The organism is Anabaena sp. UHCC 0187, from assembly GCF_009712035.1.
GTDB lineage: Bacteria > Cyanobacteriota > Cyanobacteriia > Cyanobacteriales > Nostocaceae > Dolichospermum.
In genome coordinates this window covers 1-25901 of the sequence record NZ_VILB01000014.1, presented here as the reverse complement: position 1 = coordinate 25901, position 25901 = coordinate 1, and the positions used below count along the sequence as shown (strand labels likewise).

Genomic DNA, 25901 nt, shown 5'->3' with positions numbered 1-25901 from the left:
AAAATCACAAAAATCATAGTTTAGACAATTAACTCATGGGACAGTATTCTTGGATTACCTTGACATCCAAAGTGGTATTTTGCATGGAACGAATAGCTGCGGCTGTGGCTCTAGCACCTGCAATAGTGGTAATAATGGGGATTTTGTAGCCTAAAGCCGTGCGCCGAATTAATTTAGAATCGGCATGAGCTTCTTCTCCAGAAGGTGTATTAATGATCAGTTGAATGTTGCCATTTTTAATGGCATCCAGGACATGAGGACGACCTTCATGGAGTTTGAGGACTGATTTCACCTCTAACCCTTGTTCTTGCAGAACTTGGCGTGTGCCTTGGGTGGCCATAATTGTAAAGCCTAACTTAATAAACTCCTTGACTACATCTGCTGCTAAAGGTTTATCTCTGTCACTCATAGACACAAATACAGTCCCCTGAAGGGGTAATTTTTCCCCTGCACCTAATTCGGCTTTCGCAAAGGCGCGACCGAAATCGCTGTCAATACCCATTACTTCGCCTGTTGAGCGCATTTCTGGCCCCAAAATGGTATCTGTACCAGGGAATTTACTAAATGGTAAAACAGCTTCTTTGACAGCAATATGAGCAGGAATGACTTCTTTGGTAAATTTGACTTCTTCTAAGGTTTTACCCGACATAACTAAGGATGCGAGTTTGGCTAATTGTACGCCTGTGGCTTTAGAGACAAAGGGAACTGTCCGTGATGCTCTGGGGTTAGCTTCCAAAATATACACTTGGGGAGAATAACCATTTGCACCAACTACGGCAAATTGAATATTCATTAACCCGACTACAGATAGAGCTTGTGCTAGTTGCACTGTCCATAAACGAATTTGGTTGAGGACTGCGGGAGAGAGGGAAATGGAAGGTAAAGCACAAGCTGAGTCACCGGAGTGAATTCCCGCTTGTTCAATGTGTTCCATAATGCCACCGATGACAACATTACCCGTATGATCGGCGATCGCATCTACATCCACTTCAATGGCGTTTTCTAGGAACTTATCAATTAAGATGGGGTGTTCTGGTTCTACTTGCACCGCAAAGGTCATGTAGCGTTCTAATTCAGTATCGGAATAAACGATTTCCATCGCCCTTCCGCCTAATACATAACTAGGACGGACTACTACAGGATAACCAATGCGTTTAGCGACTATTAACGCATCTTCATAACTTCTCGCCATACCATTAGGCGGTTGAGCGATATTCAATTCTTGAAGAATCTTTTCAAACCGTTCCCGGTTTTCTGCCATATCTATAGAATCAGGTGATGTTCCCCAAATCTTGGTGATACTATTGGAGTTTTGTAAATACTCTTGCAGGGGTACGGCTAATTTTAAAGGTGTTTGTCCACCGAATTGGACAATTATCCCCACGGGGTTTTCGGCTTCGATGATATTGAGAACGTCTTCTTTGGTTAATGGTTCAAAATACAGGCGATCGCTGGTATCGTAATCTGTAGAAACTGTTTCTGGGTTAGAATTGACCATAATTGTTTCATACCCGGCATCATGTAAAGAATACGCAGCATGACAACAACAATAATCAAACTCAATTCCTTGACCAATGCGGTTTGGACCACCACCCAAAATCATTACCTTGGGTTTATCTGTTGGTAATACTTCCGTTTCTTCTTCGTAGGTAGAATAGTAATATGGAGTCAGAGCTTCAAATTCTGCCGCGCAGGTATCTACGGTTTTATAAACTGGGATAACTTCTAGCTGTTTGCGATAGGTGCGAACTTCGTCTTCTTTGGTTTTTGTAGCATAAGCTATTTGGCGATCGCTAAATCCATTTCTTTTCACCTCATACATTTGCGCTTTTGTCAACTGTTTGAGAGGAGTGCGTTTGAGAAACTTTTCTATTTCCAGCAGTTCTTGTAATTTATCTAAAAACCAAGGGTCAATTGCTGTTAGTTCATAGATTTCCTCATTACTCATTCCTAACTGCATAGCATGACGCACAGAAAAGATTCTTTCTGGGTTAGGAGTCCGCAATTGAGCGCGAATTTGTTCCCCACTGGGTAACTTTTCCGCTTTATCACAACCCCAACCAGCACGACCGGTTTCTAGGGAACGCAAAGCTTTTTGAAAGGATTCATTAAATGTCCGGCCAATAGCCATTGCTTCACCCACAGACTTCATTTGGGTAGTTAACACTGACTCTGAACCAGGGAATTTTTCAAACGCAAACCGGGGAATTTTCGTAACTACATAATCAATTGTCGGTTCAAAACAAGCAGGGGTTTTCTTGGTAATATCGTTTTGCAGTTCATCCAAAGTGTAACCCACAGCTAACTTCGCCGCAATTTTGGCAATGGGAAACCCTGTAGCTTTGGAAGATAAAGCCGAACTGCGAGAGACGCGGGGGTTCATTTCAATCACCACCACATCACCATTTTCAGGATTTACGGCAAACTGGATATTAGAACCGCCGGTTTCCACACCAATTTCGCGGATAATTTTAATTGCCATATCCCGTAACCGTTGATATTCTTTATCGGTGAGGGTTTGGGCAGGGGCAACGGTGATAGAATCCCCTGTATGAATCCCCATAGGGTCGAGATTTTCGATAGAACAGATAATAACAACGTTATCGGCTAAATCCCGCATTACTTCTAATTCATACTCTTTCCAACCCAATAAAGATTGGTCAATGAGAATTTGGGAAACCGGACTAGCGTCAATCCCTACTTGCGCCATTTCTTCAAACTCTTCTTGATTATAGGCGATACCGCCACCAGTCCCCCCCATTGTAAAGGCTGGACGGATAATTAAGGGATATGTACCGATTTGGTGAGCGATCGCTTTTGATTCGTCTAAAGTTGAAGCTGTACCACTGGGACACACAGCCACCCCAATTTTAGCCATTGCTTCATTAAACAGTTTTCTGTCTTCGGCTTTTTCAATTGCGGGTAATTTCGCACCAATTAACTCGACGTTGTATTTATCTAAAACGCCATTTTTCGCTAACGCTACAGCTAAGTTAAGGGCGGTTTGTCCTCCCATTGTTGGCAATAAAGCATCTGGGCGTTCTTTGGCAATGACTTTTTCAACTATTTCCGGTGTCAGCGGTTCAATATAGGTGCGGTCTGCTGTTTCCGGGTCGGTCATGATTGTCGCTGGGTTGGAGTTTACCAGCACGACTTCATAGCCTTCTTCTCGCAAGGCTTTACAGGCTTGAGTTCCAGAGTAGTCAAATTCACAGGCTTGGCCAATTACAATTGGCCCTGAACCTAACAGGAGAATTTTTTTGAGGTCTTGACGACGGGGCATAGTTTTTACCTTAGATTACAAAAATACAAATCTTGACTATTTTAAGGGTCTTTATCCCCTAATCATGCTATTCATTATCAACTTTTCCGGGTAGCGATTACGGTAAGGGGAAGGAATTATGGGAATGGGGGATTTTTGTTTCTGGTTTTTACGTTTTTTTTCTCACGCAGAGGCGCAGAGGCACGGAGAGAATTTAAGTGTTTATTTATTCGTTATGGATTATAACAATAAAGCTGTTACAAAATATTTTTACTTGCTCAATTAAGTTTACTGAAATAGTTTATCAATAAGTTGTTTTTGCATATATCTGAAATGTTCCTATGTTTGGATATAAATATGATAGGTCAATGCCAATATTTTGAATTAGCTAAATATTTAAAATATGCAATTACAATAAATGGTTTTTAATGGCTAATATAAAAAATGGCAGAAAGGGTAATTTACACTTTTCTGCCAAAAGGATTAATTTTGTGAAATTCTCAATTACTAAAAATTTATTCAGTCTTGATTTTGTTAAATCGAGATTATGGAAAGTTTAATTTTCAGCCCGTTGCACAAAACCCAAGGTTAAGCTATCTTTAGCCAAGAAATGAGCTAAGTGATAAGCTCTTTCTTCAGTCTTTAAGAGAATTTTTTCGTACAAATAGCGTGTACCTCTATCGCCCAAACTTTCAGCCTGTGCGGCTTGGCGGCGAATTACCCCAATTAATGCTTGTTCGGCAACTAGGTCATTCTCTACCATCTTTCGGGCAGAAAATACGCCATCTGCTTCTGTTTCAAAACAGCATAATTCAGCTAATTTGCTGAAACTTGCTGCTGGGATTCCACCCAAACCATTTAAGCGCTCGCCAATTTCATGGATGTGATCTTGTACTTCTTTGTAGCTGGTGTTAAAGAATTCATGGAGTGAATTAAATTCTGCACCTTCAACTACAAAATGATGTTTTTGATATTGTAAGTACAATGCCTGAAAACTAGCTAATACGACATTAAATCCTTCGACAACTGGCGCAGTTACACTGTGATCTAGTAATACAGGATTGTCATAAACCTGACCAAAGTTGTGTAATATAGTTTGCGTATCAGACATGGTTTTCCTCTTTTTTTAACAGTGATGATTTTTAACTGCTTATCTCTTACATATTAGCATTTTCAAAATAAAATCAATGCCACTAAATCTAAAAAATGTTTATATTATTAGCAATCATAAGTATCAATTTTTTTGTATATCCCTGTACTTAAAGATATATATTTGGTATTTATCTTGACTTTATTCCCAAAGTATGTATCTCTTTATCTAAATAAAAATGAGATTTTTTCTCAAAATTAATGACAATAGTTTGCAGTTAGTGTATGCTATATCAAGAAGCTAAACTCCGACTAACTCGCAATTTTAGGCTGTGAGTTTCTAGTTTTACTGCAACTTTATGGCATTTTGAGGGCTACTCGCTTGAAATCTTCTAGCTCAGACACAGATAGAAAGCACGTTATTGATATAAGTTGGGCAGACCGTTGGCAGGTTTATCAACGCTTACGAGAATTAGATATAATTTGTGTTTGTGAAACTAACCAGCCTTTAAGTGTAGAAATAAATAATCCCACCGCAGCTATTCAACTTTGGAGTGTAATTCAACAATTCACTGCTTCTCGTCAAGACTTGATTGAGAATCTTGAAGATTGTTGGCGTTGTCGTTACCCAAAATTTTAGTTAGAAAAATAGGTTGAAAAAATGAGTATATCTACTAATTCAGCAGTCACAGAATTTTGTTTTGAAGGCAGATTTCTGGATTTTGTGATCAAGGATGGATATAAGCTGAAAGGTTTGTTATTAGGAACTTCTGAGGGTGAATGTTATATAAAATTAGCCAAGCATTTACGGAGTGCTTTTGATTTGCGTTTAGCTAAAGGGACTTGGCTGCAAGTTGTGGGGACAAAACAATATAACGCGAAAAAAGATCAGCTAACTCTGGTAGGGGAACGAGTTATGGCTGCAAGTGCTGATATGGGAACAGTTGCAGCGCAAATTCCAGCTAAGACAAAACCAGCTAAAACACAAACAATTTTAGTTTGTCAAAAATCTGATTGTATGAAGCGTGGTGGTAAAGCTTTGTGTCAAGCTTTGGAGTCAGAGTTAATAAATAACGGTTTAGAAGATTCAGTCACTATTAAAGGGACTGGCTGTATGAAAAACTGTAAAGCTGGTCCTAATTTAGTTATGCCGGATAAAACTCGTTATAGTAAAATAAAAGCTGAACAAGTTCCTGCTTTGATAGATAAGCATTTTTCTAGGGAAATTCGGGAAAAAGCAGAGGATATGGCAGTAAATATTCACAGCTTTGTTGAAGTTTAGTGAATAATGTGAATTCGATGCTTTTTCCAAGTTTTACCGATAGGATTAACTTCGGTTAAACTTGGTATATTTGGATTTAGATGAAGCCAAAGTCTTCACTAATTTAATACTCTGACTACATCTTTGAATCAGTAACCATCTTTTAGCTTCAGGTTCAAGGGTAGGCATGATCCGGAAACTTACAAACAACACAATAGACTAACTATCCATCAGCTTTATCAAAATCGCTTCTAATCTTTCTAAAGCGGCATTGGTTGATTTTTGATTCTCTTCAAAATTGCTTTGGAGAGTAGCAAGGTTAGTATCTAATCTTCCTACCGTTTCATTTAGTCCTACTACCACATCGTTAAGGATGGCATTTCTACCCAAAACGCTGGTAGCAGTTCCCATAAAGTCATCAACCTTATATATCAGTTCCGTCAGGTTAACCGCTGTAGTTTCCTGTTGAACTGCCACGCGCTCTAATATCGCTTCTATCCGGTCTAATCTATCTACTGGTGGTGTATTCATATTGTTTTTGATTTGGTAGTTGGCGATACCTGCGGACTTAACCATTTTGCGATCGCAAAATGGTTAACTTGCTTTTTGATCTTCAGGTTTGTAAATCTGAATTGCTCTTGTCACAAGCCTTTCCACAAGATTTGATAGTGTCCTGTCTTCTGAACTTGCAATACTTTCTAACTCTTCACGTAGTTCATGTGAGCAAGTAAATGTAATTTTTGCTTTTTTAGTTTGACCCATAGCTTCTAACACGATAGATAACTTTAGATTACATCCTTGCTCAGTCAACGACAAATACCTAGGAAGAGATCAGAAGTTATCTATGACTTCAGAAGCTACAGATAACCATAACACTATAACCAAAGTCATGCAACCCCCACCCCTTTCAATATAAAAACCTTACGAAGGCTTGATGATAGGGAATTTAAGCCAATTTTAGATAAGTAGGGTGCATTAGCGACAGCGTAACGCACCCCAAACTACAAATACTTGCACCTGTTTTTTCATGACTGTATTTAATGCTTGCGCTGAGGCAATAACAAACGGTTGAAGCATTGCTAATATATCCAGCAAAACATCGCTGTCAAATAATACCTGTTTCAACTATATTTCTCCTAAATTTCTTTTTGCTTCCATTATTTCATAAGCATTTTGCAATCTTGAAAAATAACCATCTGAAAGTCTAAAATAGCGACAAAGGCGTAAATCTATATCTGCTGTCATTTTAAGTTTACCTGTAATAATTCCTTGAATAGTAGGATAAGTTAAACCTAAATTAACAGCTAAAGTATTTTCGCTGATGTCTAATTCTTCTAAAAATTCATACTTTAAAATTTCACCAGCATGGGGATTATGTAGTAAGTTGTTTTCCATGACATTTTCTCCTAATGGTAATCCACTATTTCTACATTATAAGCATTTCTATTTTCCCAAAAGATCCAAAAGATCCCCAACTTCTTTTAAAGATTTTTCTATTCAACAAATAATTAATATTAGAAGTCGGGAATCTAAAAAATGATGTTGGGTTTCCTTGTGTTAACCCAACCTACTAAATTACTTTTTAACGAACCACGTTCGCGGAGCGTCCCGAAGGGATAGACACGAAGGACACGAAGATAAGATACAAGGAGAAGAAAAAGATGCATCATCAATGATTTAATTATTTATGATTGTTATAGTTTATTAGATAGGCATAAAAATTACCATAATTGCCTTATTGGTGCTTTTTCTTTTTTAATAGCCTCTATTTTTTCGTTTCTATCTACGGAAGGCTCTTGTACACGGGCTTGAATACCTTTATCTGCTAATTCTTGTAATCTTATTTTTACTTCTTCTTTAGTTTTTAATACTCCCACATAAATATATTTACGATTTGAAGATAAATACGCATCACTAATCACTTTTCTAACTGCTGTGAGACTGTCTTTCTGTACATTATCAGCAATAATATAATAATACCCATCCTGAGAAGATTTTGTATCTTCTGAAAATTGTGATAAACCAATTTTTGATTTAAGTTTAGATGTGGTAGATTCTGATGAAATTACATTTACCGGACTTGGTTGAATTTTCGTTCTAGCCTTTGGTGTAGATTCGGAAATAGGGATAACTGGTGATGAATTAGAAATACTAGGACTAACAACAGGTATTTTTTCTTCAGTTACAACAATGTTTTTATTATTAGGTTGATTCAATGCAGCAATAGCAAAATATCCCACACCTAAACCAATCAACCATTTCCACCTTTTGCGATTTTTCTGAGTTGGTTTAGCCGCAGGTTGCACTGGTTTACCTGGACTAACAGAAACAGTCGGTAAAGAACTATTTTTTGATTGAATATTGGTGGTATTTCCGAAAATATGCGGTTGATTTAATGCCTTTTCAATTTCCTGCAATCTCTGGAAAATAACTCTCGTATTTTCAGGACGCTGATTTGCAGTAAGAGCAATTAAATTATCAATTAAATCTGCTAAAAGAGGAGAAATATTAACTGCATATTTTCGCCAATGTAACTCATTAGTCAAAGGATCATAAATAGCTTTATCCTGGGGTTCTTTACCTGTCAGTAAAAATATAAAAGTCCGTCCCAAAGCAAAAAAATCAGACTGTTGTACAGAATAACCGTTTTGTTGTTCTGGTGGTGAATAACCTTGTGAAATAATTCTAGTATGGGAATTTCCGCCTAAAATTGTGGTTGTGATTTGTCGCACTGCACCAAAATCAATTAAGACAAGTTGCCCACTTGGTCGCAGCATGATATTCTGAGGTTTAATATCACGATGAAAATATTTTTGAGCGTGGACTAAAGCCAGAATTTCTACTATTTGTTTTAACCAATTCAGTGCTTCTTTTTCAGAAATAGTTTGATAATTACGAAATTCCATCCATTGCTCTAAATTTACCCCTTCTATTTTCTCCATTACCAAGCAATGCAATGGTACAGAACTATTTTTAGGTAAAACCGTAAAATAACCATCTGCTTCGACTTTGGGAATACCCACATTGTTTAACTGACTCAAAACCTTAGCTTCTTGTTGAAACAATTCCACCGCTTTGGAGTTATTTTCAGTTAGCACTTTTAAAACCTTGGTTTTTCCAATGTCGTCAATTTCAAAGGTGTTCCCAAAACCACCTTGTCCTATTTGTTTGAGTACCCGATAACGATTTTGCAGCAGTAATTGTGACCCACAGTTACGACAAATAGGATTATTTGCATTTGCTAGATCAATTGGTTTGGGACAGTGCGGGTTGATACAATAGCTCATTACGCCATACTACGTCGTTATACTATTTATTATTAATTTGGTTTAAGCTTGTTTCGTTTAATGATAGCTAAAATTGCTTATGCACAAAAGATAGTTCTTCCTCGTCGATACTAGCATAACACGGTTTTCAGTCCGTGTCAATAGATTTCCTTCTTTTAAATGCGAAAAAATAACGTTTTTGAAATCTGATCATGTAGCGAAGCCATATTATCCTATTTATTCACTGCTAATAATTGGGAATTCTCTAATCTTGACATCCACTTTTCTAAATAAACTTGATTATTTTTTTGCTCAAATGGATCTTGAGTATCTAACGGATAAGGTAAAAGTCCTAAAATTGCGGCTGTAGTTACACAAAACATTGACTTTTGAAAACTCATACAAATTTGCACCCGCAAATCATCTTCCCCGCGCAGACTGCGACGATAAATATCATGTAAATATTCTGGCAAATAATGACGCATATCTTGCATTAACAATGTGGGAGGAATACCTGCACCACCAATAGGTAAAGGATCTGCGTATAATGCACCATATTGGAATCGAGATAAATCTGGGGGAACTTGGTATGCTTGGGCGTTTAAAGACACTGTTCCTAAAAATGGTGTACCTCTAAAAAATACCGCTTCTACATAGGGAATTGCGGTATCTGCAAGGAAGGTTAAACCAACTGATTTGGGAATCAGATCATGGACTTTATCGCCGATTTTGACACTATATGTAATTGGTGTCATTGCATCTGCAACTAAAGCCAGTTTAATATGTTCTACAACTTGGGGAATTGATTTAATTTCGCCGTTGTCATAGCGATCTGATAGACTCAGAAACATATCAGCCATAACTCGCCAAAATTGACCTAAACCAGTGTAATAAGCCGAGACTCGTAACTGTTCTATTAAGAATTCGGGAAACAGTCCATTGATTCCCAAGATCAGGGGATTATATTTAAATTTAGCAGCAATAACAGCTTCCGCTCTTTCGTGAAATTCTTTAGTATCTAAATATGCGTCTAAACCGCCACCACCATGCCACATCATGGTTTTCATGCAATATTCGGCATATTCAAAATTAATCCGATCATGCCACAAATGACGGAGTAATTTAGCAACAGAAATATCGCCATCAAAATATTTAAAGAAGGGAAAAAATATTAAAAATTGGTGTTCAGCAACATAGATAAGATTTTTAGAATAAGCATCTAAAACCACACCATAACTTTTGAGAATACCAACAACTTCTAAAACATTTTCAGGACTATCTTTGAGTAATGCTTCCCCAGTTTGTAACCGGGTTACAAATTCAGCTAGGGGGTTATAAGTGGGATTTTTTTGAGTTTTCATCATGTCAATTCTCCTGGAATTCAAATGTCTGAACTGTAATTTTTGGGATTGTTTTGATGGCTATGATTATCTGCCTCAAAAAGTTAAGAATCTAATAACTCCCGACTTGCGATTACATGATGACTATTCATTTTTACCATTGTGGTAATTGTGGCTTGGGTATAATTGACTAACCAATTGGGTTGAATCCCAAAAATAACGATAGTTACTGCTAAAATAATTGCAGGGATGCGATCGCTCCAGTACACACGGGGTAAGTTAGTAACTTCCGCTGATAACCGCCCAAAGAAGGCACGATTCACGAGAATTAAGAAGTAAACCGCAGTTAAACCATTTCCGAGCATTGCTAACAATGTTTGCACTGGGAAAACTTCAAAACTGCCCCGAAAAACAATAAATTCGGAAATAAATCCCACCATTCCCGGTATACCTGCACTGGCCATGACTCCAAAAATCATTAAGCTACCAATTACCGGTAAACCTCGTTCTGGGTTTAATAGTCCCCGAATGACATCTAAATCTCGACTACCAGCTTTTTTGTAAACTACTCCCACTAACAGGAATAACATAGCGGATATTAATCCGTGACTAATCATTTGCATAACTGCACCCAAGACGCTGAGAGGTGTGGATGCGGCTGCTGCTAACAAGACATAGCCCATGTGGCCGATAGAACTATAAGCTACCATCTTTTTCATGTCCGTTTGCGCGATCGCACAAGATGCCCCAAACAAAACGCTAACTACTGCCCATGTAGCTAACCAAGGTGCTGCATAAGCCCAAGCATCTGGTAACAAGTTCATCCCAAATCGCAGTAAGCCATAAGTCCCTAACTTTAATAATATCCCAGCTAACAACACAGATATGGGTGTGGAGGCTTCTACGTGGGCATCTGGTAGCCAAGTATGGAAGGGAACGAGGGGAATTTTAATGCCAAAACCGACTAAAATGCCAACAAGCAGTAAAATTTGCGTTGCTAAAGGTAGAGATTGAGCATTTAAGGTTGCTAGTCCAAAACTGGGAGAACCACTCAACCAAACCATTCCTAAGAAACTGGCTAAAATGACGATTCCTGAAAAAGCTGTATAAATCAGAAATTTCGTGGCTGCATAACCTCGTTTTTCACCTCCCCAAATCGCAATGAGCAGATATAGGGGTATTAATTCCAACTCATAAAACAGGAAGAATAATAATAAATCCTGTGCTAAAAATGCTCCTGTCACCCCAGCACTTAATAGCAGAATTAGAGAGTAGTAAAATCTCGGACGTTGTTGAGATTCATCGCTGCTATAAATAGCAATGCAAGTTAACAGTCCATTGAGAATTAGTAATGGCAGAGATAAACCATCTATACCCAGATTGTAGTTTAAGCCGATGGCATCTAGCCAAGGGAGAGATTCAGCAAACTGTTGACCAACTTCTCCGGGGTTAAACTGAATTCCCAGGAAAATACTCCATAAGAAAATAATCACGCTAAAGACAAAAGCGATGATTCGGGATAGTTTACCAGAGATGGTAAAAGGATAGAAACCAATAAAAGCCGCACCAATTAACGGCAGTAAAATCAATGTACTCAGCATAAGTCAAAAGTAGGAGTTGAACTTTTCTTCTTCCCTCTGCGACCTCTGCGCCTCTGTGGTTCGTTAAAAAAAGAAATTTAGGCTTAACCGAACTAGAGTAAAGGCCAGAAAATCCAGAAATTTTGCCTAAAAAGGCAACTTATCAAATAAACCCAAAGACAAACTAATAACAAAACCAAGGATGCTAATAACCACAAGGATTGTCAACATATAAGCTTGGGATTGACCAGAAATACTGTATTTCAAACTTTGTCCGCTAAAAATCGCAGCAAAGCCGACTAAGTTCACTAGACCATCTACCAAAAAGCGATCGCTCCACGCGGATATCCGAGATAACAGCGCCACAGCACTTACAATCGTTAAGCGATAAATGCGGTCTATGTAAAAATCATAGCCTAATAAATCTTGGATAACTCTCCAAACCAAAATCCTGGATCTTGACCAAGCTTTGTGGAGATGAATTGTTGCGCCAATAGTTACTCCAGCAACCGTGGAAGTGACTAAAGATCCAACTATATACCAATCCAAGCTTTCCCAACTAGGTAATAAATACCATTGCTGTAGCATTAGAGGTAATAATAGGGTCAGAATAGTTAAAGTCACCATTGGTAACGCCATTGGCCAGGCAACTTCTGGAGCGCGGCGGGTTTTTGGTTGCGGTTGTCCCCAAAAAACTAATCGGAATACCCTCGTTAAATTCAAAGCCGTTAAGCCATTAACTAAGATTAAAACCACAATTACCCAAGGGCTAATCTTTACTAAGCCATCAGCCCATGCTAACATTGCCCAAAAACTGCCCAAGGGTAGCAGTGTTACCATACCTGCCGAACCGACGACAAAAGCCGTAGTTGTAGCTGGCATTTTTGACCACAAACCCCCCATTTCTGTCAAGTCTTGGGTTTGGGTAGTGTAGATAACTGAACCAGAACTCATGAATAATAAGGCTTTGGCAATGGCATGACTGAGAAGTAACATTAACGCTACTCCACCCTGTTCCAAGCCTACCGCCAAAAATACCAATCCCATGTAAGCACTGGTGGAATGGGAGAGCGCTCGCTTAATATCAATTTGGGCTAAAGATACCAATGTCGCCCCCACCGCTGTCATTACCCCCACAACCACCAAAGTATTTAAAGCAAAGGGGGACAAGGATAACAATGGTTGAATCTTGTAAAGGACATAAGCACCGCCACCTACCACCAACGAGTTTCGCATTACCGAAGCTGGGTTAGGTCCTTCCATAGCTTCATCTAACCACAGATGTAGGGGAAATTGAGCGCACTTACCCGCAGGCCCGGCAATTAAACCCAAACAGAGTAAAGTTGATGTGACAGGGTTTAAATCAGCAGTTTGCGCCCATTCATACAAATCAGAAAAGTTCAAGCTACCAGCTAAAGTAGAAAGAGTCACCACAGCCATTAACAGCAGCAAATCACCTACCCGCTTTGTTAAAAAGGCATCTCGCGCCGCCGTAACTACTAATGGTTGAGCATACCAAAATCCGACGAGTAAATAAGTGGAAAGGGTGAGAACTTCTAGCAAAGCATAACTGAGAAACAAAGAATCACTAATTGCTAGACCACTCAGAGCCGCTTCAAAAAATCCTACTAGACCAAAAAACCTGGCTAAAGACCAATCTTTTTCCATGTAGCCTAGGGCGTAAATTTGCGCCAACAGACTTAATCCAGTAATTAAAACTATCGCCCCAACACTGACTACGGAAATTTCTAAAGCAAAAGATAATTGAAAATCAGCAGCTTGAAACCAAGTAATTACTAAATTTTCCTGCTCTCGATTCCAGATATCTTTAAATACTAATAAACTATGGACAAAACCGAAGATGGTAGTCAATAAGTTCAAGTAGGCCGCAGGTCTAGGTCCTGTACGGTGGATGATTCCTATGCTCCAAGGCAATGTTAAAATTGCCCCTAGTAAGCTATAAAGAGGTACGAACCAACTTGTTAAAAATAGAAACTCATTCATTTAATATTTTCCTTGACAACATATTCCCGATTCTCTTAAACAGCCTTTAAATAATCATTTGCTCAAAAAACAATATCTTTGAGAAAATCTATGTTTTCTTAACTTTTTTTAGCTCAATCTGCCTAAGCACATTTACTTTAGATTAGCCTATTGTCGAGCAATTAAATATAATTTAACATTTTAGATATTCTAGTAATTGTTGAACAACATTTTTTATTTTTCCACTTTTTTAAAATTTGTTTTTTAGGTACATCGGTAAAATTGGCAGATTTTTACCTACTGTTTATGGCAATAGCGAACTATAGGAAAGATATAGCCAGTAGCTCGTCTATCCCATATATAGTCCTCAGCAATCCTCCTTATTAAAGAATCAGCCCAGGCTATGAACTATAGTAATTCTCAAAGTGATAAAGAAATTATAAAGCATAAGTTGTCACCCTAGGGATCAGTGAACTTTGATGTCACAAAAGAGCGCGTGAACTTTTGTTAACTTTTTTTAATATATTTTATTACAAACTATTATAGTAATTTATGTTGCCAGGGATGCCAATCTTTCCTATGCTTAAATGTGGCGGTATTTTGGAATCAGGATGAGCATCCCCGTCCAAAATTTCCACCCACAGTTCTAATTCGATTAATTTTTGAGGAGTTCTGCGATGCCAATTGCAGTTGGAATGATTGAAACTAAAGGCTTTCCCGCAGTAGTAGAAGCTGCTGACGCAATGGTGAAAGCCGCCCGTGTGACTTTAGTAGGATATGAAAAAATTGGTAGCGCTCGCGTTACAGTTATTGTCAGGGGAGATGTTTCTGAAGTGCAAGCTTCAGTAGCTGCTGGCGTTGAAGCGGCAAAAAGAGTCAACGGTGGTGAAGTGGTATCTACCCACATCATTGCTCGTCCCCATGAAAACTTAGAATACGTTTTGCCAATTCGTTATACAGAAGCAGTAGAACAGTTCCGCGCTTAGTTTAAATCTGGTACAAGTAAAAATTTAATTTAAGGACAAAAACAAATGTCAATTGCTGTAGGAATGGTAGAAACTCTAGGCTTTCCAGCCGTAGTCGAAGCTGCTGATGCCATGGTAAAAGCTGCTCGTGTTACCTTGGTCGGCTATGAAAAGATTGGTAGTGGTCGGGTAACAGTTATCGTCCGTGGTGACGTTTCTGAAGTTCAAGCTTCCGTAGGTGCGGGAGTAGAATCAGTTAAGCGTGTTAACGGTGGACAAGTGCTATCTACCCACATCATTGCTCGTCCTCACGAAAACTTGGAATATGTCCTCCCCATTCGTTATACCGAAGATGTAGAACAATTCCGGGAAGGTGTTAACACAATTCGCCCTTTCGGTAGAAGACCATAATTAATAATGCAAATTGCCAGAGTTCGTGGCACGGTAACTAGCACCCAAAAAGATCCCAGTCTGCGGGGTGTGAAGCTACTAATGTTGCAATTAATAGATGAAAATGGCAATCTCCTGCCAGTATACGAGGTAGCAGCCGATAACAGTGTAGGGGCAGGAGTGGATGAGTGGGTACTTATCAGTCGTGGTAGCGCGGCTCGTCAAGTCTCAGGTAATGAACAACGACCGTTAGACGCAGCAGTAGTGGCAATTATAGACACCATTTACGTTGAAGATCGTGTAATTTACAGCAAAAAAGACCAGTATAGATAGTCAGGGAAGAGGTAATGGGTAATAGGTAATAGGTAATGGGTAATATGTGAAAACTTACCAATAACTAATGACCAATGACCAATAACCACTGACCACTGACAAAAAGCTTATTTCAGGAGGAATCTCGCAATGGTAGTCCGCAGCACGGCGGCACCCCCAACCCCGTGGTCAAGGAGTTTAGCAGAACCAAAGATCCATGAAACTGCATTTGTACACTCTTCTTGTAACCTCATTGGTGATGTCAACATAGGTGCAAATGTAATTGTTGCTCCGGGGACTGCAATTAGAGCAGATGAAGGAACACCTTTTAGTGTTGGTGAAAATACCAATATTCAAGATGGTGTTGTTATTCATGGGTTGGAGCAAGGCCGAGTCATTGGTGACGATGGCAAGGAATACTCAGTATGGGTTGGAAAAAGTGCCTCCATTACCCACATGGCACTGATTCATGGGCCTGCTTACGTTGGCGATAGTTGTTTTATTGGCTTTCGTTCTACGGTATTTAATGCCAAGGTGGGTGCAGGCTGCATTGTCATGATGCACGCCTTAATTCAAGATGTAGAAATTCCACCGGGTAAATACGTAGCTTCTGGATCAGTAATTACTACCCAGCAGCAAGCGGATAGATTGCCAGATGTCCAAGTGCAGGATCAAGAATTTGCTCACCATGTAGTAGGGATTAATCAGGCTTTGCGGGCTGGTTATCACTGTGCTGCGGATAGCAAGTGTATTGCGCCCATTCGGGATGAACTTAATCTTTCCGTAGCTAAATCTTATACAAGCATTGAAGTCGAAGAGTTAGAAAGGAGCAGTGACGTGGCGAGCTATAGCTTAGGTGCAGAAACAGTAGATCAATTACGTTATCTACTAGAACAAGGATTAAAAATTGGTACAGAACACGTAGACCAAAGACGTTTTCGGACAGGTTCTTGGCAAAGTTGTCAAGCCATTGAAACTCGGTCTTTAGGTGAAGCTGTTTCTGCTGTAGAGTCTTGTTTGAGAGACCACAGCGGCGAATATGTGCGTCTATTTGGTATTGATAATAACAGAAGACGAGTATTAGAAACTATTGTTCAACGTCCTGATGGTGTAGTTGCTGGTACATCTAGCTTCAAAGCACCTGCGACTGCATCTGTTGGCAGTTACAACGGTAATGGCAACGGTAATGCTGTTGGTAGTGCCAAACTGAGTGCGGAAACTGTAGATCAAATTCGGCAACTTTTGGCTGGTGGTTTCAAAATTGGTACAGAACACGTAGATGAGCGCCGTTTCCGTACTGGTTCTTGGAACAGTTGTGAACCGATTCAATCTAATTCGGCTCAAGCAGTTGTAGCTGCTTTGGAAGAGTGCATTGAAACTCATCAAGGCGAGTATGTACGTTTAATTGGGATTGACACCAAGGCTAAACGTCGCGTATTGGAAGCAATTATCCAAAGACCAAACGGACAAGTAGTTTCTTCTGGTAGCACCAAATCATTTACCAGTACAAGTTCTGGAACTGCAACCGCAACCGCAACCGCAACTGCTACTAGCACCCGTTTAAGTAGCGAAATAGTAGATCAATTGCGCCAACTGTTGTCCAGTGGGGCAAAAATTGCGGTTGAACACGTAGATCAACGCCGTTTCCGCACAGGTACTTGGACAGTTGCGGGTCAAATTCAGGCTAAATCTGAAAGAGAAGCACTCGCTGCTTTAGAAGGATATGTTTCTGAATATCCAGGCGAATATGTGCGTTTAGTGGGGACTGACCCCAAAGCCAAACGCCGCGTATTAGAAGCAATTATCCAACGTCCATAAAGAGGCAGGGTGCAGGGTGCAGGGTGCAGAGAGTAGGGGGAAAATTTCCTTCCTTCTTTCTAACAACTGACAACTGACCACTGACCACTGACCACTGACAACTTCCGGCTTCCGAGGTAATAAATTCCATGTCTGTATCGCTGCTACGTCTGGGCGATAGATTTGATGCTCATATTCATGGCGACGTGATAATTCATCCCAGCGCGGTAATTGCTCCTGGGGTAATTCTCCAAGCTGCTAATAACAGTACAATTGTGATTGGTGCTGGTGTATGTCTGGGTATGGGGTCAATTCTCCAAGTAAGTGAGGGTATTCTAGAAATAGAAGCAGGAGCAAACCTGGGAGCCGGTTTCTTGATGGTTGGTGAAGGCAAAATTGGGGCTAATGCTTGTATTGGTGCAGCGACAACGGTTTTTAACTGTTCCGTAGCACCAGGTCAAGTTATTCCCTCTGGTTCGATTTTGGGAGATAATAGTCGGCAGATTGTTGAACCTTCAGCGGTACAAGCAGAACCTACTAATTCTCAACCAAAGAAACCAGAGGAATCAGCCGAAAAACTTGAATCTCCTCGTTCTCAACCTGAGAAACTAGAGGAACAGGAAAAAGTATTTTCCTCAACTCAACTCTCGGTTGCGGCTTTTCTGGAGTTTAAACACCAATCTACGCCTGTATCTCCACCTTCACCTACACCGAAAAGCCAGTCTCCACCAGAGTCAGAAACGGCTGTGGTTGGTGATTCTACGTCGGTTGAAACTCCGCTTCCAGAGTCTACAGAAACTACCTCTGGGGACTTAGAACCCAGTGAGTCTGATCTGGAAACTCACAATATTTTTGGCACGCAAATTTATGGACAAGGTAGCATAAATAGGCTGCTGAGTACATTGTTTCCCCATAGGCAATCTTTGGGCAACGAAAACCCTGACAATTCTTCAGGTTAAGTGTTAAGTATGAAGTGTGAACTTAAGTCCATATTGAAATGCTAGTTTTCATTCTTATATGATTGAAGACGCTATATGAACCTTATCCTGGAAAATTTACATGGAAACATATAATCAAAACGCTTTGAGTACCATTCACGCAGTAAGTCCTCGTGATAGCCTCAAAGATACTGCTTTGGGTATGGTATCAACCCTCAGTTTCCCCGCTATAGTTGGCACGGCTGACATGATGTTAAAGTCGGCTGGAGTCCACTTGGTTGGCTATGAAAAAATTGGTAGTGGTCATTGTACAGCAATTGTCCGAGGTGGCATTGCTGATGTCCGCTTGGCTGTGGAAGCTGGTGTGCAAACGGCTGAACAGTTTGGTCAGTTGGTGTCTAGTTTGGTGATTGCCCGTCCTTATCCTAATTTAGATATAATTCTACCTATTAACCGTCTGACTCGATTTATGGGAGATGGTGGTGGATACAGCCGTTTGAGTAATCAAGCCATTGGGTTGGTAGAAACTCGCGGATTTCCCGCTATGGTTGGGGCTTGTGATGCTATGCTTAAAGCTGCTGATGTGCAATTAGCATCTTATGAGAAGATTGGTGCTGGTTTGTGTACGGCAATTATTCGCGGTTCGGTAGCTAATGTAGCTGTAGCTGTGGAAGCGGGAATGTTTGAAGCGGAACGCATTGGTGAGTTAAATGCAGTTATGGTGATTCCTCGGCCTTTGGATGAGTTGGAAGAAACTTTGCCTGTGGCTAGTTGCTGGATGGAAGAACGTCAACCAGTTAATATACCTATTAATATTAAAGATAAAATAACAGATGTGGAAGCGATAGAGTTGCCTGATTTGGCGAAATTGCCGGTGAGGGTTAAGGAAGAGATTTGGAATGATGAATAATACTGGTTATTCTACAGGACAAATGAAACAACATTATGAATGTCAAGTTGCATCCCCATGCACAAGCACGATTAACTGAACGCGGTGCTACAGAAGAAGAAGTTATTGCTACAGTTGAAAGTGGTACAAATTTTACAGTCCAATTTGATAGAACTGGATTTAAGAATATTTTGAAGATTGGGAATTTAAGATAAAATAAATTCAATCTCTAAACTTGGGTTTAAATTATGATAACTACACTCATTGAACGAGAAGCAGAACCAATTTTAATTAGCGACTTAAGCTGGAGAGAATTTAAAGCTGTTGAACAGCTAATTGAGCGCCCAGGGTTAAGGTTATCTTTTTTGGATGGAATCTTGGAGATTCGGAAAATGCCAGGTAAAAAACACGAAATTATCAAAAAACGTATTGCTTCTTTAGTAGAAATTTATTTAGAATTTTTGGAATTAGATTTTACTCCTACTGGTTCTGTTACTCTAGAAAATGAATTTGAAAAGGTCAAAAAAGAAGGTGATGAATCCTATGAATTAGGAGCAAATAGAAAACGCCCTGATTTAGTAATTGAGGTGGTTGTCAGTAGTGGAGGAATTGATAAATTGGAAGCATACAAACGGTTACAAATTCCTGAAGTTTGGTTTTGGATTAATGATGAATTATTGTTTTATAGTTTAGGAAATGAGGGATATGAATCTGTTAGTAAATCACAACTTTTACCTAATTTAGATGTGGTTTTATTAATGAGTTGTATGAATATAGAAAATCATGCTCAAGCATTGCGGGAATTTCGAGCAGGGATAAAAATTATATAACTTTTTTCCCTTTGAGTTTGTATGCTTGCATGATGTTTTTCATAAGACTCTGTTTCTATATTATCGTGTCTTGGAAAAATTCATTTTAATAAACTTCATCATGACTACCAATATCTATCAATAAAATAACCATTTCTAATAACTCTTCATCCTCAGAGAAATTAAAGATAATTCTACAATCATACGCAACAGAACAAGACCATAAACCGGCTAACTCACCTCCTAATTTATGAGACTTCAAAGACGGTGTAAAAGGATCATCTGCCAAAAGCCTTAATACGTTAATAATTTGATTTTTTAATTGTGAGTTTTTCTTTGTAATCTTCTTGAAAGACCTCTTAAATCCACTACTCCAGACAACTTCCATCATCATCTCCTAGTAAATCAGCGATTAAATCATCAACGCTTCCTCTTTTTGCTGTACCATTCTTAAAAGCTTGTTTAACTTCCTCCGCATTAGTTAAAATTTCAGTCCTTTTTTTCTCAATTCGTTGCTTTTGCAGAAACTCAAATAAATACTCTCGTTCTTCTGTAGGTAAACTTTCAATAGAATTAATAATTTCTTGTAAACTCATCATAGAAACTCCTAATCAAGTAAATTATACTTTTGGTAACTTTATTTTAATCTATAAATTTAAAGTTTTAGCCTCTATTTTATGGTTATAGGTTAAGTGCTTCTAACAAAATGATAGGTATAGTTTCTGATGTGGCTTCTTGAATTTCTGTATGAGGAACTAATTCAAGCCACTTTTTAAAACTGATTTTTTGTTTTTGAATAAGTTGTACTTCTAATAAATAAGATTCAAAACGATGATAGGTTTCAATTATTTTTTCAATTTTTTCTACTGTTTGAATTGCTTTCTCTGGATTAATTTCTTCTTGTGGTTTAAAATTTACCAGTGCTATTCCACTAATAAATGGGTTAATAAGAATAAATTTAATTAAATTTCTATTTTCTGCTTCTAATAAAATATACTGATCATCTACAATATTATTTAATTCTGGATCTAACCATTGACAAATTTGAGCTAGTCTATTTACATCAATAGAACTTTCTAGTTTAGAATGCCATCCTCTATCCAGTAAGATGAAATTATCCCCAGATAATCCATCCACCATAAAATTTTTCCCCATTGGTTCAGATATCAATAAACTTTTAACATACTGCTCAACATAATTACGAATAAACTTAGAACCTTCCTGAAGACAAATAACAGCATTTTTAATCTCTCCTAATTCTAAATAACAACGCGCTCTCGCTATATATGTTAATGCTAACGAAGCAATATATTTATCTGTTAAACTCATATTTTCTTGCAGTGAAATTTCTATATAATTACTATAGGTGTGTTGAGCTTCCAACAATCTATTAATCGCTAACATTGCCATATTTATTCTGTTTTCAGGATTAACCATTGTCTGAAAATCATTAGCTAAATCAAGAGCAGTACGAAAGTTAGCATAAACGGAAATGTCAAATTTTCGATGTAGATTATTAATATTACTTTGAATTTTTTCTTCAAGTTTATTTAATTCTTCTTTACAACTTTCTTCTATTTTTTTCACTTTATTTAAAATTAATGCAAAACCTATTACAGAAACACCTAAATTAATGACTGATACACTTAAATTGAGAATACCAAGTACAGGAGAAGCTGCACTCAGTAAATTTTCTATCCCTGAGATATTGGGTGATACTTCACGTAACATGGCAACAATTTGTTTTGTGTTGATATCACGAATTACACCACCTATTCTGACATATTCACCAGTTTGTAAGCCCTGTAATATCCAGTCGGGAATATCAAATGTAGTTTGAAATATTGTCATATTCTTGGAATTTTTATTTTATGATGATTTAGTGAAAATATCCACCTGTTAAGAAGATGGATATTTATAGTTTGAAAGACATTAGCCAGATTAGTCAACAACAGAATATCAACACAAAGGACAAATAAAAATGATTTAATCAGTTCCAGAAAATACTACTTTTGAAGAAACCGAGATTACCTAATCAATAGGATTAAACAAGCCCGTCTCAGAATGAATTCTGATAGCTTGCGTGGCGAAGCCATGTCTAATAGCAAAAGTCGTATAGAGACGACTGAAGGAAAGTTTATAGTCCGTTTTAACAGACTTGAGTTATTAGCCCTGAAGTTCAGAGCAGATTACTTTTGTGGCTTACGCTATCAGCAAACCCTGAAGAGACATTTTTATATATACTAAACTTGAGGACTTTGTATAAATAACACTTAAAAAATTCTTAGTGTTACAGGATACTATACTATATCTACAAATTGTTATCAGAGGAGAATAAGCTTGAACCAAGCGACATTGCACCAGTTGAAGGTGTTCGAGGCTGCGGCCCGGCATGGTAGTTTTACACGCGCTGCGGAAGAGTTGTTTTTGACTCAACCTACCATATCCATGCAAATTAAACAGTTGACGAAATCCGTAGGTTTGCCATTATTTGAACAAGTAGGAAAGCGTTTATATTTGACACAAGCAGGACGGGAATTATTTGCTACTTGTCGGCAAATTTTTGAGACTATGGACAAGTTTCAAATGACGATTGCAGATTTAAAGGGATTAAAACAGGGACAATTACGGTTGGCAGCAATTACCACCGCAAAGTATATTATTCCCCGATTGTTCGGGCCTTTTTGTCAGCTTTACCCTGGGATTGATATTTCTCTTCAAGTCACAAATCATGAACTGATTTTAGATCGGATGATGAGTAATTTGGATGACTTGTATATTATGAGTCAGATTCCCGATCATTTCGATGTCAATTTTCAGCCATTTTTAGAAAATCCTTTGGTAGTTTTTGCACCAGCTAATCATCCCTTAGCGAAGGAAAAAAATATTCCTATTGAACGTTTGGGAGAAGAACCGTTTATTATGCGGGAACCGGGTTCGGGAACTCGCAGTGCTGTCCAAAGTCTATTTGAGGAACATGGGGTAAAGGTGAAAGTGAAGTTGGAGTTGGGGAGTAATGAAGCGATTAAGCAAGCGATCGCTGGCGGCTTAGGTATTTCTATATTATCTCGTCATACTTTGTTGACTGACGCTGCGGAATTTAGCATTTTAGATGTCCAACACTTTCCCATTAAACGCAATTGGTATATCGTTTATCCTGCTGGTAAGCAATTATCTATTATTGCTCATACCTATTATGAGTATCTTTTAGAGGCAGCGAAAAAGATTACCGAGCAAGGTGGTTTAATCTTAGATCATAGTTCGGTGGCAACCAATCTTTAGATCAAGCTACTACAGATACATAATCACTTGGCTATGTATCTAAAAATTACCAATAGCTTGACGTAAATACAGGTAACAATTAAAAATTAATCAACAGCATCATTAAGTATCGGAGTAAACTGGCAGTGGTAAACCCAGAAACACCATTTTGGCAGAAAACGGTAGACAGCCAAATTGTCGCAGTCACAGTCTATAGTCACCAAGCGTTGGTGACAAGACGAGCAGTGGTATCCTTAGCAGGGGGAGAACGGGAATTAATTATTAACCCATTGCCAGTAACTCTAGCAACTGATTCTATTAGGGTGAGTGGTGTCGGTACAGCAGTAGTAAAATTGCTGGGAGTAAGTAGCGATCACCTACAAACTACTGAACCCGTAGGGGAAAAAGTCACCCAATTAACCAGACAAATTCAACAAATTGAAACTCAAAAACGGCATTTACAAGCGCAAATAGATGCCTTATCGCTACAGTCTAATTTCATTTCAGGTTTGCGGGAAAAAACTGAAGAACCATTTTCCCAAAGTTTAGCAAACAAAAATCTCAGCTTGAGTGAAACACTGGATTTTCTCAACTTTCTCGGTAGTCAATATTGTGAATATGCGATCGCTGCTGGGGAATGCAAAGCGCAAATGCCAGAATTAGAAAAGCAATTACAAACACTCCGCGCTGCTTTACAGAAAGTTCAGACACCCCACACAACAGAAAATTTGAATGTCATTGTGGGAGTGGAAGTTCAACAACCAGGAGAATTCGAGCTAGAAATAACTTATATGATTCCCAACGCTAGTTGGCATCCCCTCTATGATTTACGGGTAAATAGTGCCAGTGATGGACTGCATTTAAGCTATTTGGCAGAAATTACCCAAAGCACAGGAGAAGATTGGTTAGGAGTAGAATTAACCCTATCTACGGCAAAACCAGGACATAGTCCATTACCACCACAATTAAAACCTTGGTATATTGATGTACCGATGGCACGGATGGAAGAGATAGCACAGCGATCAATGCCTTATCCACCGGCAATGGCCTTACCTATGCCTATGTTTAGGACTCCAGCAAAGCCAGCTAAACCAGCAATTGAAGAAGATAATAGCAGTGAAACGGTTGTTAGCACCAATCCCCAACAGGGAAGTGTAGTCACATTAAAGTTTAATGGTGAAGGGAAGATTCCTAGTGATGGGACACCGCATAAAATCACGATTTCTCAACAAGATTATCCTTGTCGTTTTGAATATGTAGCTACACCTAGCTTAGTTAGTTTTGCTTATTTACAAGTTCATGTGAAAAATAGCGTCAATGGTGTAACTTTATTACCAGGAACAGCTAATATTTTCCGTGATCATATTTTTGTGGGAACAACTCAATTAGAAAATATTCTGCCTGGAGAAGAATTCAAACTGAACTTAGGTATTGATGAAGGTTTAAAAATTGAAAGGGATTTAGTAGAACTTCAGGTAGATAAAAAATTAATTAATAACCAACGTCGAGTTACTTATGCTTATCGGTTAATAATTACTAATTTGCTAAATAAAGCGGTTAATTTACAATTAACTGAACAATTACCAGTTAGTCGTAGTGAGCATATTGAAGTGAATCTTGTTGAAAGTAATCCAGAAGTTCAACAAGCTAAAACAGGAATTTTATCCTGGTTTTTAACTATTCCAACCAAGGAACAACAGGAGATATATTATCAGTTTACTGTTGAACATCCACCAGAATTAACGGTGGTAGGATTGGATATTTAAACTTGTTTTAAAAAGGAAGAATTAATTATGCAAGGTCAAGGAATAGCTATCTCTTTAGTTTTGGGTCTGTCTTTACCCATAGTTGCAGATGTTTCCGTTCAGAGTCAAGCTGTAGCTAATCTCGCTTTTCCAGAGGGGGAATTTTTTGATGTAGAGGGTCAACCACGTAATTGGCATTTAACTCTTTGGCAAGCGAAAGGTCAGTATTATTACAAAAACTTAAACCTCAAAACAGGTAAAAAACTTTGTTTAATTGGTGGTAAAGCATCTGGAACTAAAGCGCGTCCGGTTTTTACTTGGACTAATGCTAAATATAAATACCGAGTTTCTTGGCAAACTGTCCAACCCGAATTGGTAAGATTAGAGGTAATAGATCCTTCAGGTAAGGTGATTTTAAATCAATTTCTTGTTCGTGAACCTGGGGAATTTGAAAATCCCAATGCAACTCAATGTTAAATAAGGCTAAAGCCTTCACTACTAGCTTTTAAGATAGTAATATCAAATGGAGCTAAGCGGATTCGAACCGCTGACCCCCTCAATGCCATTGAGGTGCGCTACCAACTGCGCTATAACCCCGAAAACCCTAATTCAGTAAGCCTTTTAGCCTTCTAATTAGTTCTCTATAATTGCCTTCACTCCCAATAGTATGCAAGTTTATGCAAAGTAAGTCAAGCCCACTATATTAAGAAATATTAAGTAGAAAGGGCAGCCCCTAAAGCCTGTGAACAAATAAAAACTCCTGTCAACAGATGAACAGGAGTTTCTAGTATGTATTAGGCTGCCCCAACCTTTCATTTTTCTATTAAATTAGCTTTTATAAATTGTCTTACAGACTCCTGCCAGCCTTCCACCTGTTTAAGCTTCTCCATAACAGAAGGCTCTATACGTATGGTTAGCTTTGCTGTGCAGGACTCTTGCCGATTAGTTGTAAACTTTCCACCTTCGCCATTCTTGGGTTCATACATTAGAAATACTCCACGAACTACCTTTACT

General features: G+C 38.6%; 26 protein-coding genes and 1 tRNA gene. 13 read left to right on the top strand and 14 right to left on the bottom strand.

The window, feature by feature from the left end; translation table 11 throughout:
- Positions 1–28 precede the first annotated feature (28 nt).
- Together carB and FJR11_RS16625 are read right to left on the bottom strand one after the other, a co-directional pair.
- The gene (gene carB / locus FJR11_RS16630) at positions 29–3283 is read right to left on the bottom strand and encodes a carbamoyl-phosphate synthase large subunit (RefSeq protein ID WP_168505650.1); all 3255 of its coding nucleotides are present in this window, start codon (positions 3281–3283) and stop codon (positions 29–31) included.
- A 535-nt stretch (positions 3284–3818) separates the two neighbouring features.
- Positions 3819–4373 carry a Dps family protein gene (locus FJR11_RS16625; RefSeq protein WP_168505648.1) on the bottom strand — a complete coding sequence of 185 codons (555 nt, stop codon included), beginning with the start codon at positions 4371–4373 and terminating at the stop codon, positions 3819–3821.
- Between the two features lie 360 nt (positions 4374–4733).
- Here FJR11_RS16625 and FJR11_RS16620 point away from each other — a divergent pair, with 360 nt between their 5' ends.
- Both FJR11_RS16620 and FJR11_RS16615 read left to right on the top strand, forming a co-directional pair.
- Positions 4734–4991 carry an Asr1405/Asl0597 family protein gene (locus FJR11_RS16620; RefSeq protein ID WP_168506347.1) on the top strand — a complete coding sequence of 86 codons (258 nt, stop codon included), beginning with the start codon at positions 4734–4736 and terminating at the stop codon, positions 4989–4991.
- Positions 4992–5012: 21 nt separating this feature from the next.
- The gene (locus FJR11_RS16615) at positions 5013–5633 is read left to right on the top strand and encodes a (2Fe-2S) ferredoxin domain-containing protein (RefSeq protein ID WP_168505646.1); all 621 of its coding nucleotides are present in this window, start codon (positions 5013–5015) and stop codon (positions 5631–5633) included.
- A gap of 198 nt (positions 5634–5831) precedes the next feature.
- Here FJR11_RS16615 and FJR11_RS16610 read toward each other — a convergent pair whose 3' ends face one another.
- From FJR11_RS16610 to FJR11_RS16575, 7 genes are all read right to left on the bottom strand, one after another.
- The gene (locus FJR11_RS16610) at positions 5832–6188 is read right to left on the bottom strand and encodes a hypothetical protein (protein WP_254444772.1); all 357 of its coding nucleotides are present in this window, start codon (positions 6186–6188) and stop codon (positions 5832–5834) included.
- Positions 6189–6206: 18 nt separating this feature from the next.
- Complete coding sequence (locus FJR11_RS16605) at positions 6207–6386, bottom strand: hypothetical protein (protein ID WP_371417559.1); 180 nt, start codon at positions 6384–6386, stop codon at positions 6207–6209.
- A gap of 351 nt (positions 6387–6737) precedes the next feature.
- Positions 6738–7007 (bottom strand): HigA family addiction module antitoxin, encoded by a 270-nt coding sequence (locus tag FJR11_RS16595; protein ID WP_168505642.1) that lies wholly within the window; start codon positions 7005–7007, stop codon positions 6738–6740.
- 326 nt (positions 7008–7333) lie between these two features.
- On the bottom strand, positions 7334–8899 hold the full coding sequence (locus tag FJR11_RS16590) for a serine/threonine-protein kinase (RefSeq protein ID WP_254444771.1): 1566 nt from the start codon (positions 8897–8899) through the stop codon (positions 7334–7336).
- Positions 8900–9111: 212 nt separating this feature from the next.
- Positions 9112–10242 (bottom strand): CO2 hydration protein, encoded by a 1131-nt coding sequence (locus FJR11_RS16585; RefSeq protein ID WP_168505640.1) that lies wholly within the window; start codon positions 10240–10242, stop codon positions 9112–9114.
- 80 nt (positions 10243–10322) lie between these two features.
- A complete protein-coding gene (locus FJR11_RS16580; RefSeq protein WP_168505638.1) occupies positions 10323–11819 on the bottom strand; it encodes an NADH-quinone oxidoreductase subunit M in 1497 nt (498 codons plus the stop codon).
- A 126-nt stretch (positions 11820–11945) separates the two neighbouring features.
- Entirely contained in the window at positions 11946–13802 is a 1857-nt protein-coding gene (locus tag FJR11_RS16575) for an NAD(P)H-quinone oxidoreductase subunit F (protein WP_168505636.1), read from the bottom strand.
- 656 nt (positions 13803–14458) lie between these two features.
- Here FJR11_RS16575 and FJR11_RS16570 point away from each other — a divergent pair.
- The 8 genes from FJR11_RS16570 to FJR11_RS16535 all read left to right on the top strand — a co-directional run bounded on the left by FJR11_RS16570 (position 14459) and on the right by FJR11_RS16535 (position 19902).
- Positions 14459–14767, top strand: coding sequence for a carbon dioxide-concentrating mechanism protein CcmK (locus FJR11_RS16570; protein ID WP_015080434.1), 309 nt, complete (start codon positions 14459–14461; stop codon positions 14765–14767).
- A gap of 45 nt (positions 14768–14812) precedes the next feature.
- Positions 14813–15157 carry a carbon dioxide-concentrating mechanism protein CcmK gene (locus tag FJR11_RS16565; RefSeq protein WP_015080435.1) on the top strand — a complete coding sequence of 115 codons (345 nt, stop codon included), beginning with the start codon at positions 14813–14815 and terminating at the stop codon, positions 15155–15157.
- A 6-nt stretch (positions 15158–15163) separates the two neighbouring features.
- Positions 15164–15469, top strand: a complete 306-nt coding sequence (locus FJR11_RS16560) for a EutN/CcmL family microcompartment protein (RefSeq protein ID WP_168505634.1) — start codon at positions 15164–15166, stop codon at positions 15467–15469.
- Between the two features lie 129 nt (positions 15470–15598).
- Positions 15599–17266, top strand: a complete 1668-nt coding sequence (locus FJR11_RS16555; RefSeq protein ID WP_168505632.1) for a ribulose bisphosphate carboxylase small subunit — start codon at positions 15599–15601, stop codon at positions 17264–17266.
- Between the two features lie 128 nt (positions 17267–17394).
- Entirely contained in the window at positions 17395–18204 is an 810-nt protein-coding gene (locus FJR11_RS16550) for a transferase (RefSeq protein WP_168505630.1), read from the top strand.
- 100 nt (positions 18205–18304) lie between these two features.
- A complete protein-coding gene (locus tag FJR11_RS16545; protein ID WP_168505628.1) occupies positions 18305–19093 on the top strand; it encodes a BMC domain-containing protein in 789 nt (262 codons plus the stop codon).
- A gap of 35 nt (positions 19094–19128) precedes the next feature.
- Positions 19129–19287, top strand: a complete 159-nt coding sequence (locus tag FJR11_RS16540; RefSeq protein ID WP_168505626.1) for a hypothetical protein — start codon at positions 19129–19131, stop codon at positions 19285–19287.
- A 33-nt stretch (positions 19288–19320) separates the two neighbouring features.
- A complete protein-coding gene (locus FJR11_RS16535) occupies positions 19321–19902 on the top strand; it encodes a Uma2 family endonuclease (RefSeq protein ID WP_168505624.1) in 582 nt (193 codons plus the stop codon).
- 85 nt (positions 19903–19987) lie between these two features.
- Here FJR11_RS16535 and FJR11_RS16530 read toward each other — a convergent pair whose 3' ends face one another.
- The 3 genes from FJR11_RS16530 to FJR11_RS16520 form a co-directional block, all read right to left on the bottom strand.
- Positions 19988–20269 (bottom strand): type II toxin-antitoxin system YafQ family toxin, encoded by a 282-nt coding sequence (locus FJR11_RS16530; protein WP_168505622.1) that lies wholly within the window; start codon positions 20267–20269, stop codon positions 19988–19990.
- Positions 20250–20480 (bottom strand): hypothetical protein, encoded by a 231-nt coding sequence (locus FJR11_RS16525; RefSeq protein ID WP_168505620.1) that lies wholly within the window; start codon positions 20478–20480, stop codon positions 20250–20252. The genes FJR11_RS16530 and FJR11_RS16525 overlap by 20 nt, the downstream gene beginning before the upstream one ends.
- 82 nt (positions 20481–20562) lie before the next feature.
- Complete coding sequence (locus FJR11_RS16520; protein ID WP_168505618.1) at positions 20563–21732, bottom strand: hypothetical protein; 1170 nt, start codon at positions 21730–21732, stop codon at positions 20563–20565.
- Positions 21733–22221: 489 nt separating this feature from the next.
- On the opposite strand from FJR11_RS16520, the gene FJR11_RS16515 reads away from it, so the two are divergent.
- The 3 genes from FJR11_RS16515 to FJR11_RS16505 all read left to right on the top strand — a co-directional run bounded on the left by FJR11_RS16515 (position 22222) and on the right by FJR11_RS16505 (position 25364).
- The gene (locus FJR11_RS16515) at positions 22222–23163 is read left to right on the top strand and encodes a LysR family transcriptional regulator (protein ID WP_168505616.1); all 942 of its coding nucleotides are present in this window, start codon (positions 22222–22224) and stop codon (positions 23161–23163) included.
- Between the two features lie 125 nt (positions 23164–23288).
- Positions 23289–24908 carry a mucoidy inhibitor MuiA family protein gene (locus tag FJR11_RS16510; protein ID WP_168505614.1) on the top strand — a complete coding sequence of 540 codons (1620 nt, stop codon included), beginning with the start codon at positions 23289–23291 and terminating at the stop codon, positions 24906–24908.
- A gap of 27 nt (positions 24909–24935) precedes the next feature.
- Complete coding sequence (locus tag FJR11_RS16505; protein ID WP_168505612.1) at positions 24936–25364, top strand: hypothetical protein; 429 nt, start codon at positions 24936–24938, stop codon at positions 25362–25364.
- Positions 25365–25411: 47 nt separating this feature from the next.
- On the opposite strand, the gene FJR11_RS16500 is transcribed toward FJR11_RS16505, so the two are convergent.
- A tRNA-Ala gene (locus tag FJR11_RS16500) sits at positions 25412–25484 on the bottom strand.
- A gap of 215 nt (positions 25485–25699) precedes the next feature.
- Positions 25700–25901, bottom strand: a 202-nt coding sequence (locus FJR11_RS23415) for a hypothetical protein (protein WP_217358238.1), incomplete at its 5' end; no start/stop codon positions are given.